We start from the raw sequence: 1574 nt of genomic DNA on the forward strand, positions 1-1574 counted from the left end.
GAGGAAGCCTACCGCTACATGCGGCCCCGGTACGTGAACGAGTACCGGGAACACTTCGACGTGCTGATGATGGACAACCGGAACAGGCTGATCGGTCATCACCGGGTGTCCACGGGCAGCCTTACGTCGGCCACGGTCCATCCGCGGGAGGCATTCCGCCCCGTCATCCGCGAGAGCGCCGCCTCGGTCATTTTCTGCCATGCGCATCCTTCCGGAGATCCGACCCCCAGCCGCGAGGACGTGGACATCACCCACCGGCTCCGCCAGGTGGGCGAGGTGATGGGGATCCGGGTCCACGACCATGTCGTCTGCGGACACGGCCGTTTCTTCAGTTTCGCCAGGGAGGGCCTCCTCTGACTTCCCGATGTCGGCCTTGCAGGCGGTTCCATTACGGAGCGGTGCGAACGCGTACATACCGCCGGCCTGTCGGCGGCCGGTTGTCGAACGTCTGCCGCACCCCGGCGCTTCCACACATTCCAGGAGGGAGACATCCATGCTCGACGCTCACACGGCGCCGGACGCATCCGCGCGCGTCCCGGTTCCCCACACGCTTCCGGCCCTCCCGGCCACCCCGCGCTCCCGGCCTCCCACCAGTGACGCGCTGTTCACTACCGCCGGAAACCTCCTGCCGGTCCTGGAGGCGGGCCGGCCGCTCGACACCGCGACCCTGCGCGACGCCATGACGCGCGCCTTCGGCGCAAGCGACGCCCAGGGCGCATGGGTCTGGAAGGACGCCTACGAGGCGGCCGAAGCCGCGGTCGTCCTGTTCATACGCCGCCATGGCCGGGCCATGCGCCGCCACGCCGGGGCCGGTCCGGACGGACCCTTCGCCATGCTGAAGATGCTGGAGGCCGTGGCCGCCCTGGAGCCGTCCCACAGGAAGCGTTCTGAAGAGCAGATCCGGCTGCAGCAGTTCTCCACGCCCCTGCCGCTCGCCTACGCCGTGTTGCGGGCAGCGGCCATCCGGCCGGGCGACATGGTGCTGGAGCCGTCCGCGGGCACCGGCATGCTGGCAGTGATGGCGGAGTGCGCGCTCGGAAGCGGGGCCGGGAACCTCCATCTGAACGAGATTGCGGACGAGCGCCGCGCGCTTCTGTCCCGGCTGTTCCCCGAAACCCTGGTCACCGGCGTGAACGCCGAGAACATCGCCGACCGCTTGCCCGGCGCCCGGCCTACCGTCGTCATCATGAACCCGCCGTTCTCGGCAACTCCGGGCGTCCAGCACATCCGCCACGACGCCGACCTCCGGCACGTGCGCTCGGCGTACTCGATGCTCCCGCCGGACGGCCGGCTCGCCGCCATCACCTCGGCCAACTGTATTCCCGGCGATTCCGACTGGGACAGCGCCTTCGGCCGCCTCGATCCCCCCGCCCGGGTCGTGTTCACCATGGCCATCGACGGCCGCGCCTACGCGCGCCGGGGCACGGGCTTCGACACCAGGCTCACCGTGCTCGACCGAACAGCCCAGCCCGGCATCGAGGTTGATCCCGGCGCCCGCGCCGCAACCGCCGCCCAACTGCTCGAAGCCGTCATCTCCCAAGTTCCACCGCGCCTGCCGGTGGAAGTACGCATCA

At 69.9% G+C, this 1574-nt stretch carries 2 protein-coding genes; both read left to right on the top strand.

Annotated features, from left to right (window positions below):
* Positions 1-357, top strand: a 357-nt coding sequence (locus tag OXF11_02510) for a hypothetical protein (GenBank protein MCY4485971.1), incomplete at its 5' end; no start/stop codon positions are given.
* Positions 358-493: 136 nt separating this feature from the next.
* Positions 494-1574: methylase (locus tag OXF11_02515; GenBank protein ID MCY4485972.1), on the top strand; the 1081-nt coding region annotated here is incomplete at its 3' end.

It is taken from the genome of Deltaproteobacteria bacterium, from assembly GCA_026712905.1.
Taxonomy (GTDB): Bacteria; Desulfobacterota; Binatia; order UBA9968; family JAJDTQ01; genus JAJDTQ01.